At 60.2% G+C, this 12,663-nt stretch carries 20 protein-coding genes; 6 read left to right on the top strand and 14 right to left on the bottom strand.

What is annotated here, in order from left to right; translation table 11 throughout:
* Nucleotides 1–2: 2 nt before the first annotated feature.
* The 12 genes from M0808_RS09205 to M0808_RS09150 form a co-directional block, all read right to left on the bottom strand.
* The gene (locus tag M0808_RS09205; protein ID WP_247840820.1) at nt 3–506 is read right to left on the bottom strand and encodes a lysis system i-spanin subunit Rz; all 504 of its coding nucleotides are present in this window, start codon (nt 504–506) and stop codon (nt 3–5) included.
* Complete coding sequence (locus M0808_RS09200; protein ID WP_247840945.1) at nt 506–1,039, bottom strand: lysozyme; 534 nt, start codon at nt 1,037–1,039, stop codon at nt 506–508. Before M0808_RS09200 ends, M0808_RS09205 begins: the two co-directional genes overlap by 1 nt.
* The gene (locus tag M0808_RS09195; protein ID WP_247840818.1) at nt 1,036–1,332 is read right to left on the bottom strand and encodes a hypothetical protein; all 297 of its coding nucleotides are present in this window, start codon (nt 1,330–1,332) and stop codon (nt 1,036–1,038) included. Before M0808_RS09195 ends, M0808_RS09200 begins: the two co-directional genes overlap by 4 nt.
* Nucleotides 1,329–1,541 (bottom strand): TraR/DksA C4-type zinc finger protein, encoded by a 213-nt coding sequence (locus M0808_RS09190; RefSeq protein ID WP_047293138.1) that lies wholly within the window; start codon nt 1,539–1,541, stop codon nt 1,329–1,331. Before M0808_RS09190 ends, M0808_RS09195 begins: the two co-directional genes overlap by 4 nt.
* Nucleotides 1,541–1,993 (bottom strand): phage protein, encoded by a 453-nt coding sequence (locus tag M0808_RS09185; RefSeq protein WP_247840816.1) that lies wholly within the window; start codon nt 1,991–1,993, stop codon nt 1,541–1,543. The genes M0808_RS09190 and M0808_RS09185 overlap by 1 nt, the downstream gene beginning before the upstream one ends.
* Nucleotides 1,994–1,999: 6 nt before the next feature.
* The gene (locus tag M0808_RS09180; RefSeq protein WP_247840814.1) at nt 2,000–3,115 is read right to left on the bottom strand and encodes a DUF2586 domain-containing protein; all 1,116 of its coding nucleotides are present in this window, start codon (nt 3,113–3,115) and stop codon (nt 2,000–2,002) included.
* A gap of 11 nt (nt 3,116–3,126) precedes the next feature.
* On the bottom strand, nt 3,127–3,810 hold the full coding sequence (locus tag M0808_RS09175) for a virion morphogenesis protein (RefSeq protein ID WP_247840812.1): 684 nt from the start codon (nt 3,808–3,810) through the stop codon (nt 3,127–3,129).
* Nucleotides 3,797–4,249 (bottom strand): phage tail protein, encoded by a 453-nt coding sequence (locus tag M0808_RS09170; RefSeq protein WP_247840810.1) that lies wholly within the window; start codon nt 4,247–4,249, stop codon nt 3,797–3,799. The genes M0808_RS09175 and M0808_RS09170 overlap by 14 nt, the downstream gene beginning before the upstream one ends.
* The gene (locus tag M0808_RS09165) at nt 4,246–4,707 is read right to left on the bottom strand and encodes a head completion/stabilization protein (protein WP_247840809.1); all 462 of its coding nucleotides are present in this window, start codon (nt 4,705–4,707) and stop codon (nt 4,246–4,248) included. Before M0808_RS09165 ends, M0808_RS09170 begins: the two co-directional genes overlap by 4 nt.
* A 98-nt stretch (nt 4,708–4,805) precedes the next feature.
* Nucleotides 4,806–5,525 (bottom strand): phage terminase small subunit, encoded by a 720-nt coding sequence (gene gpM, locus M0808_RS09160; RefSeq protein ID WP_247840808.1) that lies wholly within the window; start codon nt 5,523–5,525, stop codon nt 4,806–4,808.
* Nucleotides 5,522–6,541: a phage major capsid protein, P2 family gene (locus tag M0808_RS09155; RefSeq protein ID WP_041074608.1), complete on the bottom strand. Its 1,020-nt coding sequence runs from the start codon at nt 6,539–6,541 to the stop codon at nt 5,522–5,524. Before M0808_RS09155 ends, gpM begins: the two co-directional genes overlap by 4 nt.
* A 2-nt stretch (nt 6,542–6,543) precedes the next feature.
* Nucleotides 6,544–7,485 carry a GPO family capsid scaffolding protein gene (locus M0808_RS09150; RefSeq protein ID WP_041074610.1) on the bottom strand — a complete coding sequence of 314 codons (942 nt, stop codon included), beginning with the start codon at nt 7,483–7,485 and terminating at the stop codon, nt 6,544–6,546.
* Nucleotides 7,486–7,647: 162 nt separating this feature from the next.
* Here M0808_RS09150 and M0808_RS09145 point away from each other — a divergent pair, with 162 nt between their 5' ends.
* The 3 genes from M0808_RS09145 to M0808_RS09135 all read left to right on the top strand — a co-directional run bounded on the left by M0808_RS09145 (nt 7,648) and on the right by M0808_RS09135 (nt 10,804).
* Nucleotides 7,648–9,690 (top strand): terminase family protein, encoded by a 2,043-nt coding sequence (locus tag M0808_RS09145; RefSeq protein WP_247840807.1) that lies wholly within the window; start codon nt 7,648–7,650, stop codon nt 9,688–9,690.
* Nucleotides 9,602–10,471 (top strand): phage portal protein, encoded by an 870-nt coding sequence (locus M0808_RS09140; RefSeq protein ID WP_247840943.1) that lies wholly within the window; start codon nt 9,602–9,604, stop codon nt 10,469–10,471. The genes M0808_RS09145 and M0808_RS09140 overlap by 89 nt, the downstream gene beginning before the upstream one ends.
* Nucleotides 10,472–10,546: 75 nt before the next feature.
* A complete protein-coding gene (locus tag M0808_RS09135) occupies nt 10,547–10,804 on the top strand; it encodes an ogr/Delta-like zinc finger family protein (RefSeq protein WP_047293252.1) in 258 nt (85 codons plus the stop codon).
* Nucleotides 10,805–10,859: 55 nt separating this feature from the next.
* Here M0808_RS09135 and M0808_RS09130 read toward each other — a convergent pair whose 3' ends face one another.
* Both M0808_RS09130 and M0808_RS09125 read right to left on the bottom strand, forming a co-directional pair.
* The gene (locus M0808_RS09130; RefSeq protein ID WP_121183161.1) at nt 10,860–11,045 is read right to left on the bottom strand and encodes a hypothetical protein; all 186 of its coding nucleotides are present in this window, start codon (nt 11,043–11,045) and stop codon (nt 10,860–10,862) included.
* 102 nt (nt 11,046–11,147) lie between these two features.
* Nucleotides 11,148–11,498, bottom strand: a complete 351-nt coding sequence (locus M0808_RS09125; RefSeq protein ID WP_121183159.1) for a helix-turn-helix transcriptional regulator — start codon at nt 11,496–11,498, stop codon at nt 11,148–11,150.
* Between the two features lie 84 nt (nt 11,499–11,582).
* On the opposite strand from M0808_RS09125, the gene M0808_RS09120 reads away from it, so the two are divergent.
* The 3 genes from M0808_RS09120 to M0808_RS09110 are packed head-to-tail and all read left to right on the top strand — an operon-like array spanning nt 11,583 to nt 12,660.
* A complete protein-coding gene (locus M0808_RS09120; RefSeq protein ID WP_121183157.1) occupies nt 11,583–11,795 on the top strand; it encodes a DNA-binding protein in 213 nt (70 codons plus the stop codon).
* A gap of 29 nt (nt 11,796–11,824) precedes the next feature.
* Entirely contained in the window at nt 11,825–12,298 is a 474-nt protein-coding gene (locus M0808_RS09115) for a YmfL family putative regulatory protein (RefSeq protein WP_121183155.1), read from the top strand.
* Entirely contained in the window at nt 12,295–12,660 is a 366-nt protein-coding gene (locus tag M0808_RS09110; protein WP_247840806.1) for a hypothetical protein, read from the top strand. Before M0808_RS09115 ends, M0808_RS09110 begins: the two co-directional genes overlap by 4 nt.
* Nucleotides 12,661–12,663 lie beyond the last annotated feature (3 nt).

The following is a 12,663-nucleotide window of genomic DNA, read 5'->3' as shown; positions in this document are numbered from 1 at the left end:
ACTCACTTGTTGAGGTTGGGTGAAGGGTTGGCCAGGGGCGCCGGCGATCGCCGGCAAACGCCCATGGCGTATTGCTGCAGTCCGACGATCATTTGCCGGCTTTGGGCGAGTTGATCTCGGAGGGTGAAATAATCCTGTCGAGCGTCTGCTGCGAGTTCGGAGCGTCCTGCATCAGCCACGCGGGCGGCGCCGGCGGTAGCGGACACAGATCCGGTGGCGGGACAGGTGGCGCTGACGTACAGCCGACCAGTGCCATCGCCAATAGCGCGGCGCAGGCGTTCGTTTTCAGTGCGTGCATCGGTCAATTCCTTGGTGTTTCGTTGGTCGATCGCGTCCCGCTCGGCGAGCATTTCGCCGCTGATGCGTGCCGCTTCGCGCAGGCCGCTGGCCTCCCATTTCGCGCTGTCGCGCTCGCGCCTGGCTTCGTCGCGCTGGCGTTCCAGTACGTCAAAACCGATCCAGGCAACCAGGCACAGCACGACCAGGAACAAGGCTTCGCGCAGCATCAATAGCCCTCCGCACACAGCTGGGATTCGGCCAGCCGGCGGTTGTGCAGCCCCGGCACAAAGCGCTTCTGGCCCTTGGCGTCGGTCACAAAGGCCCATACCGGCGTCTTGCCGTCCGGCGCCCATGCCAGGGCTTTGCAGCCCTCGGCGATGCGACCGGCGTTGATGAGCGCGACCGCTCGACTGGCGCAGGTGCTGGTCACGCCGAAGTTGTGGCCATGACTGGTGAGTGCGTCGAACGTGTTCTGGCGCACGTTCGGGTTGGTGATGCACTCGGCCAGCTGCAGCTGCGTTTTACGGATCACCAGCTGCTCCACCTCTGCGCACTTGGCGGGCGACCAGTAGTCGCCGACGACGACCGGGTACGGGCTGGTAAACCGGGTGATGCCTTTGCAAACCGTGGGCAGTCCGCTGGCGAGTTTGTCCGCGTAAACGGTGTTCTGGCCGTTGCCTTCCCAGGTGCCCAGGAAGATCACCAACGGGGCGCTGGCCAGCGCGATCAAACCGGCGGTGATACGTCCGCGCAGGCTCATGGGAACCACACGCGCAGCACTGCCGGCACCACCATCTGCAGCACGGCGCCGACCAGTGTCAGGATGGTCAGCAAACGCCCGACCTTCGAGCCGATCACGTTGACCGCAAGGGTCAACGCCTGCTGCCCCTTGTTCAGTTCCTTGAGCTGGCCAGTCATGTTTTCGAATTGCTGCTCAAGCTTGGTCACGCGAGTGGGCACGGTGTCGTGACGATCTTCAAACTCGTTCATGCGGTGCTCGATCACGGCGATTTGCCGCTCCAGCGTTCCCAAACGTGCGGTTTCAGTGGTCATCGGCGGTTGCTCTTCTCAACGTCCGTTTGGCACGGGACACACCGGGTGATACCGCCATGCGCCTGGCGCGCCGGCGGAATAGGTTTGTCGCAGTCCTGGCAATGGGTCAGGCTCGGCCCGACCGGCACAGGCTTGCTCAGCTGGGCTTTGATCGCCTGGTCACGTTGGCGCTGCTCCAGATCCTGGGCACGGTCGAACCAGTCCACCATCAGCGCAGCCCCTCGATCTCGGTCGCTGCCAGGTACGGCACGCCATTGACGTGGATGAAATCCGGGCTGGTTACGTCGAACGGAACCTTGTGTTTGGACTTCTCGCCGCCCTTCGGATCGATCGCCAGAAGGCTGGACAGCTTTACCTTGCAGCCGAAGGCTTCCACCCGCAGTTCCTCGTCTTCGCCGGCCTTGGCGAAAAACACCGCATCGAAGGGTTTGAGGCCACGGAAGCTGCCCGCCGAGCGCGCCGCGTCGATCAGCAGATTGAAGTTGGTGGTATCCAGCTCGAATTCGCCGGCAGCGGCCACGTCACCGTCCACGGTGCCGTCTGGCACGCCCCGGGTTTGGGCCACTGCAGAGTTGTCGGTGATATCCAAAGTGCAGCTTTCGACGTGCAGCGCGATATCGCCCAGGCTCACGTCAAAGTTCTTGCCGCCAATCTTCGCCATGGGGCGTTACTCCTGTTTGTCGGTGGAAAGATCCAACGCGATGTTTGCGGTCAGGTCTTTCGGGCAGTTGTGGGGCTTCAGCTTGATGTAGGCCGCGACCTTGGTTTTCGTCTCCCAGGTCAGCACCAGGTCGCCGTCCTTCGGCGGCTCGATGTCACCAGGGAACACCTGGCCCGCGAACGTGGTGGACTTGGCCATGGCGCGCAGTGGCGCCATCAACTGGTTGGTGTTGACGGCCATGCTGTTGGGGGTGTTGTTCAGGCGGCGATCGGCCACGCGGCGAATCAGCAGCGGGCGGATCTGGCGAGCGGCCTTGTCAGTGATGCGCAGGTATTCCACGACCTGAAAGTCACTGCCGGCGGTGTCCAGCATGTTGCCGTCGCCCCAGTACACGCCCGGGTAATCGGGATAGGTCTGCGAAACCGAGTAGCGCGCCCGATCCAGTTCGCTGCGCACAGCCGAGGTCAGCGGGACTTTTTCGCCGTCGATCGGAACAGGGCCGAGGCCCAGCACGGCTCCGGTGGCCACACGCATGGGGCTGTCAGCGATGCTCACAGAAGCGTTGGCCAAACGACCGGCCAGCACGCCCAGGTCATTGCCGTGCAGTTGCGGCACGACCAGCACACGCGGCGCCGCCAGATTGGCCAGCAGCCCTTTGCGCTCGCTGACGTACTGTGCCCAGGTCTGTTCGGCGGTGATGCCAGGCACGGACGCCATGACGAACACGCGGCGCCCGTAGGTGTTGTTCAGGGCGATCGCCGCGTCATGCATCGCAGACAGTTCGGCGGCAGCGGTCACCGGCTTGGTAATCACCGCAGCTTCCACGGAATAGCCCTGCTGCTGGGCCTTTTCCAACGCCTCGTCCCATTTGCCCTCGGCACCGATCGGAGCCGCGACACACGCCCAGCGCTGGCCACCGTTGAGACGGGCAGCAGTGATTTGGGTTTTCAGGTCGCTGGCCGGAACGCCCAGTTCGGCGTCCAGATCGCTGTCCGTGTTCAGCGGCAGGATCTGGCCGACGTTCTTGCCGGCAGGGCCGATGAAAAGAAAATAACGCTCAATCTCGCTCACAGGCCCCTGGCCCAGGTTGAGATTGTCGACGGTGACTTGACCGAGTGCCATGCAGTGCCTCGTTAGCGGGGTGAAGTTAGGATTTGTTGCAACACCTGGGTAATCAGCAGGTCGGTGTCGCGTTCGGATTCGGCGCCGATGAACTGGCGTTTCGGCAAAGTGATTTCCCAGCTCTGCGCGCCCGACGACTCGCTGCGCTGGTCGTCCAGGATGCGGATCAACAGACCCGCCTTGGCGTAATTCACATGTTCTTGAATCCACGCCACAGACGGCCTGGTCAGGCTCTTTTTGCCGGCCTGGCGCACGCGGAAACCCAAACGACGCAAGCGCTTGGCTTGTTTCTCGGTCGCGGCCAGGCCGGGCGGGGTTTTGTTCCAGCGGCGCATCTGCGCGGCGGTGCGGCGCTCGCTGACGCCATAGTGCTGCTGGGCGGCGACCCATCGGGTCAGAGCGTTTTTCCAGCCCAGTTCCGCTTCATCAGCCGTCAGCCTGGTGACCACCATCAGCTTGGCTAGGCCGGCTTCCATCTTCTTTTTGCCTTTGCCGTCGCCCTGACGCGGGGCGAACGCCGAACCGTCCAGGTTCTGCTGGGCACGCTGACGCTTGCGGCTCATCGTCCGCACGCGCTTTGTCACCTGGTTCAGCAAACGCCGGCGCAACTGCGGCGGCAGGCTCAGCAACGCCAGTTGCTCGCGCACGCCCAAGCGTCCGCGCACGTCGAGTTCGAACGTGCTACGCCCCGCCATTGGTGGCCACCTCGCCGCGCTCGGCGATCCACAGATCAAATGGAACGAACGCCCAGGTCTTGCCGAAGGCCTGGATCTCGCCGCCCGGATCTTCAGAGAGATACTGCGGCTCGACGAATTCCAGCGTGACTTCCACGTCGAACAGATCGCTGTCCAAGGGCTCTACGGCGAATTCCGGCGCTGGCAGTTCGTGGCGGTCGCGGTCGGCGTCGTGGTTTTCCAGCCAGCTGCCGACCAGGGCCATCAGGCGTGCCGGATGATCGGCGAAGCGTTCCAGGATGATCGCTGCGCGATAGTGCATATCGCCCAGGTGCATGCCGTCCACGCCGGGCTTCCAAACGAGATGGAGCTTTACCTGTTCGGTGAAGCTGTCGAGCTGTTCAGGCTCGACCAGGCGGCGTTCGAGTAGGTAGGAAGTCAGTGCCTGAAGCTTGGTCATAGCAACTTCGCCGTGATGCGGCCACGGCCCTGCAAGGCGCGCACAGCCTGCTGACTGAATGCCAGAAACGTGTCTTCACGCTCCGGCGCTTCCTTGCCGGTGTTCTCGGCGCTCTCACGGCGGGTCACGGTGGCGAACTGCTGCAGGGCGCTGGCCTTGGCGCGGCAATACACGGCGCGCTTGTACAGCCGGGCTTTGAAAGCACGCTCAGGCAGCAGCATCGGATCGGCTGTTTCCACGGCAACGATGCCCGCTGCAAGCCAGCTGGTTTTGAGCTTGGCCAGGTCGGTATTGACCTCGGCCATCGCGATAAACAAAGCGTCGGTCAGCAGGTCGCCCAGGAACTCCGCCGGCAGGCGATAGCCCTTTTGAAACTCGGCCACGGAGAGGTTCGGCCAGAAGCCGTCGTTCTCGATCGCCTGTTCCACGATGGTGGTGGGTTTCCCGGAAAAGCTCATTGCTGACCGCTCGAATTAGGGCGGGGAGACTGTTTTTCGTGGGGCTGTCCATAAATGGCAGACACACGTCCACAGTTCCCCGCTGGGGGGGTAGTCGGTTATTGGGCGCCGGTGACGGCGGGTGTTTGTTTAGCCAGAGCAATGCGGCACTTCTTGATCCGCGTCTCGTTGCCGGCCTTCGCGTACAGCTCGGTGGAGCGCTCCAGGTGCTCGAGCGCGGTTTCCCACTGCTCGGCTTCCATGGCGCGCATGCCGATCAATTTGTGGTACTTGCTCGGGATCTGCTCGGGCAGATTCCACTCACCGTCAACACGCGGCAGCAGATCGGACAGGTACGGTTCCGGGCTGCGCTGGGCGTTGTATTCGGCGTAGGCCCAGTCGATCACTGCATCCGCGACAAAGGTCTGCACGTCACGCTTGAAGCGCTCCGGCATCTCCTGGCCCTGCTCGATCGCGAAGTCCGCCAGTTCCAGGCCGTCTTCGAATTGCTCGGTGTCGAACAGCCAGATCATTACCTGCACCAATACACGGTTCGGCATCACCAGGCCCGAATCCATGTAGCGCTGGATGAAGTCCTGGTACTTGGGCAGCAACTCAGTTCGCTTAAGCGTTTGCTTGCTCGCCAAGTTCTTTAAATCGCTCAAGCGCTTCAGGTCTTCATCCAGCGAGGCTTCCATCAGCAACAGGTGCTTTTTCGCGTTGGCCGGACTGCTCAGGGCTTCCGCCGGCGAATACGCCAGCGGTGCCGCTGCAGCAGCGATCACTGCAGCGGTTCCCATAGCCAGGGTGCGGCGCTTGTGGGCGAGAGCCAGGCTCACTTCACCAGCTCCACGTTCTCGGTCAGCGCGATCTTTTCCAGCTGCTCGATCACGTAACCCTCGTTGCGGCTGTTGTAGTCCTCAACGCGGGAACGCTTCGGGTTATCCACGGTTTGCTTGCGCCAGCTGGAGTCCTGGAAGTAAATCGACAGGTTGTCCCAACTGGTGACCAGCACGCCGTTGACCGGGAAGAACGGCACGCTAAAGCTCGGCAGACCACCGTAGGTGGCGATCACCTGGGCGTCCTCGATGCGCTCTTTTTCGGTCGGGGTGTCGCCCTGTTTGGCGTACAGCTTCGCCTTGTCAGCAGCCAGAAGGTCGGTGCCGATGATCGCCACCAGGTCGCCGCCGTCGCGCAGACGCTCGTCCACCATTTGCTTGGTGTCATGCACCAGGCCGTCCAGGTTCTCGTAATCACCGCCCGGCCCCATGGTGACCTTGCCGGGTGTTTTGCCTTCCTTGAGTACCTGTTGCGGCGCCTGTTCACGCAGCTGCTGCAGCCAGCCTTTGTTCACGTCCTGCAGCATCGGATAGGCTTCGATGTCGGTCTGTGCAGCCGCTTTCACACCATGGAAACCGACCATGATGCGATCCAGGGCGATCTGTTTCTGCACGGCAGCCGAGTAGCGTTGATGGAAGTCCGGGAACTTGGCCCAGGCATCGATCTTCGCGTAAGGCAGTCCCACGTCCGACTCAGTCGACGACAGCTCGTAGGTGCTGTTATCCAGCGCCGAAGCGTCTTTCGCCACGCGATCGGTGGTCTTGGTGTTGGTGCGGCCAGTCACCGGGCCGGAAACGCCAATGAATACCTTCTCGCCCTTGATCTCGGTCACCGGAATGACGTTGATGCGCTGCAGGAAGTCCGCTTTGGCGGTAATGGCGTCGTTCAGCTCCTGGGCGATCGACGGTTCAACGGAGAACATCTTGCTGGCCAGCTCGACACCGTAGGTCTCGGCGATCGCCAGCTGCATTTCGGCGTACATCTTGGCGCCGTAGGCGCTCAGAGAACGGGCCATGGTCAGAGTACCCGCGCTTTGGTTTTGTCAGTGGCGCCAGTGGTACGCGGCAACTGACGACCAGTGCTGGTGTTCTGCAGTGCGGAGAACTGCTTTTGCAGGTTGCCAAGCGCCGCCAGCACTGCCTTGTTACCGCCGCCGTTGCGCTTGAATTCGCGCTCTTCCTCGGCGGTGGTGACGATCTCGTCCACTGCAGCGCTGACGTCATCGATCGGGGCTTGATCGGGTTCTGGTGCGTCTTCGGCGGCAGGCTCGATCACGGCCTGAATGCCGGCAGCGACGACCAGCAGCTGGGCCAGCAGGGCTTTCAAAGCCGTTGCGGTAGCTTCATCCATTGGGGGTTTGCTCTCGGTTGGGGTTTGCGGGGTGGTTTCGGCGGACGTTTCTTCAATGCCGAAACGCTTGAACAGGCGGGTGAACATGGCGGCGAGGCGCCCGATCTCGCCCTGCGGCTCGGTCTCAGATTTGGTCTTAGTCACGGGTAGCGGGCCCAACTCCAGCGATGCGGCGTAGTACGCGGCGCGGCTGGTTCGGTTGGAGAAATACAGCTCTTGCGTGCCGAGGCTGGCCGGCGAATCAGTCACCGCCAGCCCGGTCAGATAGGCCTTGCCGCTGCCGGCAAAATTCGGCGTGATTTCGATGCTGCTGAACAGCTTCTGCCCCTGATCGTTGAGGTACAGCAGGCGGTCATTCGGTTTCAGCTGCGCTTCCAGGGCAATTTGCCCCGGTTCCAGATCCTCATCCTCTTCCACCAGGCGCACGGCAAATACGGTGCCGTGCGAGCCTGTCCAGCGTTCGTGGTCACACCAGATCACAGCGGTGTATTTGGCCGGGGTGTAGGTCTCAGCGATGTCGCGCAGTTCCTGGGGCAGAATCTCGCGGCCATCGACGGTCGGGCCGCTGGTGGCAACACGTTTCCAGTAGGAGATAAGGGAACGGGGCATGGTGGGTAACTGCGCTCAATCACTGAATGAGCCGCCACGATAGGGAGCCGATTTGCCCCAAACAAACGGTTGGTTTTCGGCGATCTCCTATTTTCCGGATATAGGCGAATGATGGGATTTAACCCCGCGTTTCCGGCGTTTTCGCCGCATAGACTGCGGCCCATGAACTACCCGACCGAAGTCAAAGAAGTCGCAAAACGCCTCTACCTGCGCCGCTGTTCGGTGAAGGAAATCCAGGCGCATTTGAAGCTGCCAAACATTCGTATCGTCTACTACTGGATTCGCCAAGGCGGCTGGGACGAGATGCTTACGGATGAAGAACCGTTGAGCGCCGTCAACCGACGGATCACCCTAATTCTGGAGAAGATCGAGCCGCTGACGAAAGCCGAACTGGACGAACTGGAGCGGCTGACAAGCCTGCTTGAGCGACTGAAAAAGCTCGTGGCCAAACCTGCGCCGGCGGCGGCAACAGATCGTCCGGACGAGCCTCGCGAACGTCAGCCTGGTCAACGCCGTGAGCGTGGCGAAGGCGGCGGCAAGAAGCGCGAAAAGAAGGCAAAGAACGACATCAGCGGCCTGACCGAAGTGGACTTCCTGGATAAGTTCATCTCGAAAATGTACGGCTACCAGAGAGAACTGTTCGAGGCGAAACAGAACCCGCTGACCCGCCGTGTCCGAAACATCCTCAAAAGCCGTCAGGTCGGCCTGACCTACTACTTCGCCGGCGAAGCGTTCATGGACGCCGTGTTGAGCGGTGATAACCAGGTGTTCCTGTCGGCCAGCCGATCGCAATCCGAGATCTTCCGCAGCTACATCATCCAGTTCGCCAAGCAATGGTTTGATATTGAGCTGACCGGTAACCCGATCACCCTGAGCAACGGCGCCGAGCTGCGCTTTCTCAGCACCAACAGCAGCACCGCCCAGGGCTACCACGGCCACGTCTACGTGGACGAATATTTCTGGATTCGCGACTTCGAAAAACTCAGCACCGTGGCCAGCGCCATGGGCACCCACAAGAAGTGGCGCAAAACCTATTTCTCGACGCCCAGCGCCGTGTCGCACCAGGCGTATCCGTTCTGGTCGGGCGAAGAGTTCCGCAACAGCAAGCGCGGCAAGAAGGCCGGCGGGGTGTGGCCGAGCGAAACGGCCTACACACAGGGGGCGCTGTGTCCGGACGGCCAATGGCGCAAAACGATCACCCTGGACGATGCGATCGCCGGCGGCTGCGATTTGTTCGACCTGGAGCAGCTGCAGCTGGAGTACGACGAGGACAAGTTTCAGCAGCTGTTCTACTGCAAGTTCATCGACAGCACCCAAAGCGCATTCAGCCTCAAGGATCTGGAGCGCTGCTATTCGGATCTGTCGTTGTGGGAGGACTACAACCCGGATCTGGATCGCCCGTTCGGCAACAGCCCGGTGTGGCTGGGGTACGACCCGAGTCGCACCCGCGACGACGCCACCTGTGTGGTCATCGCGCCGCCGCTCGAACCCGGGGCGAAGTTCCGGATCCTGGAGAAGCACAGCTGGCGGGGCCATTCGTTCACCTACCAGGCCGCGCAGGTCAAGAAGCTGACCGAGCGCTTCAACGTGCAGCACATCGGCATCGATGTAACCGGCGTGGGTTACGGCGTTTTCGACTTGGTGCGCGACTTCTACGCCAAGGCGACACCGATTCACTACAGCCTGGAAGCGAAAAACGCCCTGGTGCTCAAAGCCCAGGACACGATTCAAGGCAGTCGCATCGAGTGGGACGCCGGATGGACGGATATCGCCCAGGCCTTCCTGACCATCAAGCGCGGCGCCACTAACAGCGGTCAGATCACCTACAGCGCATCCCGTACCGAAGCCACCGGTCACGCCGACATTGCCTGGGCGGTGATGCACGCCCTGTCCAACGAACCTTTGAACACCAACAAGCGGCGTCGTAGCCGCTACGTCACGAGTAACCAGAGCAGCCATGGCCAACCGCAAACGCAGAAAGCACCACGTAGCCCAACCACAGCAGCAGCCGATGCGCTCATTTACGTTCGGGGAGCCGGAACAGGTGCTGTCGGGCAACATCGGCGAATACGTGGGCGTGTTTCCCAGCGACGACGGCAAGATCTACAAGCCGCCAGTGTCCCGGGCTGGTCTGGCCAAGCTATTGCGCGCCAACGCGCACCACGGCGCCATTCCGAAGTTCAAGCGCAACCTGCTGCTGCGTGAGTTCATCGCCTCAGCTGGCTGCAGCACGGAGACGATGGGCCGTGCGGGGCTAGACTACATGGTGTTTGGCGAAGCGTACTTCTACAACGACACCAACGCGTTCGGCCAGGTGCTGGAGCTGCAGCACCTGCCAGCGATCAACATGCGCGTGAAGGTCGACGGCGGTTTCGTGATGCTGCTGCCCGACAACAAGGAAATGGAGTTCGAGGCGCACGAAATCTCCCACGTCTTGGACTACGACGTGGAACAGAACATTTACGGGATTCCGGACTACCTGGGCGGCCTGCAGGCGTTGCTGCTGAATGAGGCTGCGACCCTCTTCCGCCGGCGCTACTACAGCAACGGCGCGCACGCCGGCTACATCTTCTACACCAACGATCCCGACCTGACCGAAGAGGACGAAGACGAGCTGCGCGCCCAAATCAGCGCCAGTAAAGGTGTGGGCAACTTCCGCTCAATGTTCGTCAACATCCCCAACGGCAAAGAGAACGCAATTCAGATCATCCCCGTGGGTGACTTCCAGGCGAAAGACGAGCTGGAGAAAGTGAAGAACATCACCCGAAACGATGTCATTGCGGCCTGGCGGATGAACCCCGCGCTGGCCGGCATCATCCCGGAGAACACCGGTGGGTTTGGCGACATTGAAAAGATCGATCGCGTGTACACCAGCAACGAGATTCGACCGATTTGCCAGCTGTTCGATCAGTTGAACGACCGGTTACGCGAAGACAGGCGCTTTAGCTGGAAACATGTGAAAGATGCAGTGGATACCACTGCATGAAGCACCTTTCGAAGCGAATGCCACTACAAATTGTGGCAACATGGTGGCGATCAGCTGCCCCTGGGGAGGGACACAATGAGAGTTGTATGCAAGTGCGGCCACAAGGGCCGAATTGCTTCACGGGAAGAGGTAACAACGGAGTTCGTGAAGCTGTATTGCCAATGCCTGGACGCAAGGTGCGGGCATACGTGGGTGTCGAACCTGACGTTCTCGCACACGCTCAGTCCGTCTTCGCAAACCTTCGAACGCATGTTGATCGATCGGTTTCGCGAGTTGCCCAGGGCAAAGCAGCGGGAGCTTTTCGAGCAGTTGGGATCGCAGGCGGTGGCGTAACTGCAAATCGCCAACGCAGAAGCGTCGGCGATCGGGATCACTCAAGGAATGAGCTTCAGCCCTCTACTGGCTCTTTTGGGTTCACAGCCAGTATCTCGGCAACTCGGCGGACTTGCTGCTGCTCCACCTGGCTCAACCGTCGATAGAGATCGATCAAACGGCGCTCGATATTTGTGAGTCCAGACGTATCGAACTCGGTTTTCTCGAACGCGGTGCGATCGTTCATCTTGCGATCCAACATGCTTACTACTCCATAAAGTGCATTGCTGAAATGGCTTTATGGGGCGTAGCAAACGGCATTGGAATGGGAGTTATCCCAATGGATGAAAGGCTTTGTTGCGATTTAAGACCGGTGCCGGGCGGCGTCGTCGGCCATGGCTTCGAGGATGCGTCGAATCGCTTTCTGGTCGTCTTCAGGAATGCTACGGAACTGTTTTACCAAGCAATCTTCGACGTCTGTCAGTGCCTCATTCGGCAACGTCTTACGCGATCCATGAACGATATACGCAATGTCAAAATCGAGCAGCGAGTTAGCAAGACTCAGGTAGGACGCAGGCGCATCGCTGGCGCCCGATTCGTAGTTGCCCTGGGTACGTTTGGACACGCCAAGTTTTTCAGCCAGTTGATCTTGAGTCAGGCCAGCACCGGCGCGAAGTTCCCGCAGCCTAGCGCCGATCTCTTCGGAGAGAGTCAATATTTTTCCACTCGCATATTTACATTGGCAGTTTTTTGCCACATTCTGCGCTCGTCATCACACGAAAACGCAGAGATTTGCACTATGCCGAACACAAGCATCACCGAGCAAGCCCGCAAGAAAGCCCGTGAAGCGTTGGAGAAGCGCGGTCAGTCCGCGAAAGATTTTGCTGCTTTGCACAACCTGAGTCCCAGCACCGTTTATGCGGTGCTGAGTGGACAGAGCCAATGTCGCCGTGGGGAGGCACACCGAGCTGCCGTTTTACTAGGCATTAAACAAGGTGTGATCGAACAGTAATGGCATGGGCCAACAGGGAAAAGTAGAAGATGAAAAGCCCGATCCTAGACACCCGCAAAGAAGTTATGAGCGAGATCATCCGCAGCTATACCGGCGGACGCGAAGCCGCCGCTGCACGCTTGGGGCTGAAGCTCAAGAAGTTCGACAATCATGCCTACGAAAACGCCGGATGCAGTCCTCTCAGTGACTCTCAGGTTTTCATGCTTGAGCAGGACTGCGGAACTCACCACTTCCCAAACTACGTCGCCTCAATGTACGGCGGATTGTTCGTTCCAGTGGCTGATCCTGAAACGCTAGACAACGTCGAGCTATACGCTCGATCGCTACAGGTAGCGGCAAAACGCGGTTGCGTCGACCAGGCGATCGCCAAGGCGCTGGAGGACGGTTCAATCAGCGAAGAAGAAGCCGAACAGATTCTGGACGCTCACAACCTCCACGTTGCTGCAAGGCACGCCGAAGTGCTTGCCGCAATAGCTCTTTACCGCGCAGGGAAAGCTCAATGAACAATCTGCCTGCAGTACAGGAATATCAGGACATGCTCAAATCTGCGGCGTCGGTGTTTCTTGAACGGCACCGGTGCGAACATTTGAGCGACGATCAGCAACTGATCAAACGAGCTGTGCAGCATTTGGTCGCGGACTTCGACGTACTCACTCCGACAGCTGAAAAAATTGTTCACCTGGCCTACAGCGATTTGTCTGTTGTAAGCGATCGGCAGCGACTGGATGTAATGACCAGCACACCGACACACACCGTTATCACTGACACAGGCACCGGTGAGGTTTGGGCCATTCCCGTCAGCCTGATTTATGAACGCATCCTCAACGCACCGGACAACGGGCGTTTCCGCGTCACCACTCCGTAACAC

The organism is Pseudomonas sp. MWU12-3103b, from assembly GCF_023100615.1.
Lineage (GTDB): Bacteria > Pseudomonadota > Gammaproteobacteria > Pseudomonadales > Pseudomonadaceae > Aquipseudomonas > Aquipseudomonas putida_A.
The sequence above is the reverse complement of the archived record's forward strand: the minus strand, read 5'-3'. Positions and strand labels throughout refer to the sequence as shown.

Excerpts from the sequence above, each read along its gene's own strand:
- M0808_RS09135 (WP_047293252.1), top strand. The coding sequence starts at position 10,547 with ATGAGAGTTGTATGCAAGTGCGGCCACAAGGGCCGAATTGCTTCACGG.
- M0808_RS09120 (WP_121183157.1), top strand. The coding sequence starts at position 11,583 with ATGCCGAACACAAGCATCACCGAGCAAGCCCGCAAGAAAGCCCGTGAA.
- M0808_RS09155 (WP_041074608.1), bottom strand. The coding sequence starts at position 6,541 with ATGGCCCGTTCTCTGAGCGCCTACGGCGCCAAGATGTACGCCGAAATG.
- M0808_RS09195 (WP_247840818.1), bottom strand. The coding sequence starts at position 1,332 with ATGACCACTGAAACCGCACGTTTGGGAACGCTGGAGCGGCAAATCGCC.
- M0808_RS09115 (WP_121183155.1), top strand. The coding sequence starts at position 11,825 with ATGAAAAGCCCGATCCTAGACACCCGCAAAGAAGTTATGAGCGAGATC.
- M0808_RS09175 (WP_247840812.1), bottom strand. The coding sequence starts at position 3,810 with ATGGCGGGGCGTAGCACGTTCGAACTCGACGTGCGCGGACGCTTGGGC.
- M0808_RS09170 (WP_247840810.1), bottom strand. The coding sequence starts at position 4,249 with ATGACCAAGCTTCAGGCACTGACTTCCTACCTACTCGAACGCCGCCTG.
- M0808_RS09165 (WP_247840809.1), bottom strand. The coding sequence starts at position 4,707 with ATGAGCTTTTCCGGGAAACCCACCACCATCGTGGAACAGGCGATCGAG.
- M0808_RS09205 (WP_247840820.1), bottom strand. The coding sequence starts at position 506 with ATGCTGCGCGAAGCCTTGTTCCTGGTCGTGCTGTGCCTGGTTGCCTGG.
- M0808_RS09190 (WP_047293138.1), bottom strand. The coding sequence starts at position 1,541 with ATGGTGGACTGGTTCGACCGTGCCCAGGATCTGGAGCAGCGCCAACGT.
- M0808_RS09200 (WP_247840945.1), bottom strand. The coding sequence starts at position 1,039 with ATGAGCCTGCGCGGACGTATCACCGCCGGTTTGATCGCGCTGGCCAGC.
- M0808_RS09110 (WP_247840806.1), top strand. The coding sequence starts at position 12,295 with ATGAACAATCTGCCTGCAGTACAGGAATATCAGGACATGCTCAAATCT.
- M0808_RS09185 (WP_247840816.1), bottom strand. The coding sequence starts at position 1,993 with ATGGCGAAGATTGGCGGCAAGAACTTTGACGTGAGCCTGGGCGATATC.
- M0808_RS09180 (WP_247840814.1), bottom strand. The coding sequence starts at position 3,115 with ATGGCACTCGGTCAAGTCACCGTCGACAATCTCAACCTGGGCCAGGGG.
- M0808_RS09150 (WP_041074610.1), bottom strand. The coding sequence starts at position 7,485 with ATGCCCCGTTCCCTTATCTCCTACTGGAAACGTGTTGCCACCAGCGGC.
- M0808_RS09145 (WP_247840807.1), top strand. The coding sequence starts at position 7,648 with ATGAACTACCCGACCGAAGTCAAAGAAGTCGCAAAACGCCTCTACCTG.
- M0808_RS09130 (WP_121183161.1), bottom strand. The coding sequence starts at position 11,045 with ATGTTGGATCGCAAGATGAACGATCGCACCGCGTTCGAGAAAACCGAG.